This is a genomic window from Methylophaga sp. UBA4204 (assembly GCF_002379485.1).
In the GTDB taxonomy this organism is placed as follows: Bacteria; Pseudomonadota; Gammaproteobacteria; order Nitrosococcales; family Methylophagaceae; genus Methylophaga.
This window is the reverse complement of the sequence record NZ_DFTU01000037.1, coordinates 54479-55324: the sequence shown is the minus strand read 5'-3', so window position 1 is coordinate 55324 and position 846 is coordinate 54479. Positions and strand designations below refer to the sequence as shown.

The following is an 846-nucleotide window of genomic DNA, read 5'->3' as shown; positions in this document are numbered from 1 at the left end:
ACCTGGTGGCAAACCGAAACCGGTGCTCATATGATTGCCCCAGTTCCATCCGTTACTGTCACAAAACCGGGTTCATGTACTCGTGCACTGCCCGGCATTGATGCAGCAGTGGTCAATGAACAAGGTGAAGCGCTTGGTCCAAATCAAGGTGGTTTCCTGGTGATCCGTAAACCATGGCCTTCCATGATCCAGACTATCTGGGGCGATGACCAACGTTATAAAGACACCTACTGGCCCTATTTCGATGGTAAATATTATCTTGCCGGTGACAGCGCTCGTCAGGATGAAGAAGGTTACTTCTGGATCATGGGGCGGATTGATGATGTGTTAAATGTTTCAGGTCACCGACTTGGCACCATGGAAATTGAATCAGCTTTAGTAGCGCATGAGGCGGTTGCTGAGGCTGCCGTCGTCGGTAAACCGCATGATGTTAAAGGTGAATCCGTATTTGCCTATGTCGTGTTAAAAGGTGAACGACCTGAAGGTGGAGAAGACGAAGCAATAACCAATGAATTACGTGCCTGGGTAGCCGAACAAATCGGACCTATCGCCAAGCCGGATGAAATTCGTTATTCAGACAATCTGCCTAAAACCCGCAGCGGTAAAATTATGCGTCGTTTACTCCGTACGATTGCCAAGGGCGAAGAAATCACCCAGGACACATCAACATTGGAAAACGAAGGTATCTTATTACAATTGCAAGGTAAGGCTTGATGGCGAAAGCCGAAACCGAAAGTCAGGAAAATCAACGGCTGGACAAATGGCTTTGGGCTGCGCGGTTTTACAAAACCCGTAGCCTGGCCGTTGAGGCTATTAATGGCGGTAAAGTTCATGCAAATGGCCACC

Annotated in this window: 2 protein-coding genes; both read left to right on the top strand. The window is 48.5% G+C overall.

All coding sequences use genetic code 11. From position 1 onward, the window contains the following. The coding region (locus tag B3182_RS05365; protein ID WP_292751873.1) for an AMP-binding enzyme at window positions 1–714 on the top strand (714 nt) is incomplete at its 5' end. Further along, a partial coding sequence (locus B3182_RS05360) for a S4 domain-containing protein (RefSeq protein WP_292751894.1) occupies window positions 714–846 on the top strand: 133 nt, incomplete at its 3' end. The genes B3182_RS05365 and B3182_RS05360, both read left to right, overlap by 1 nt.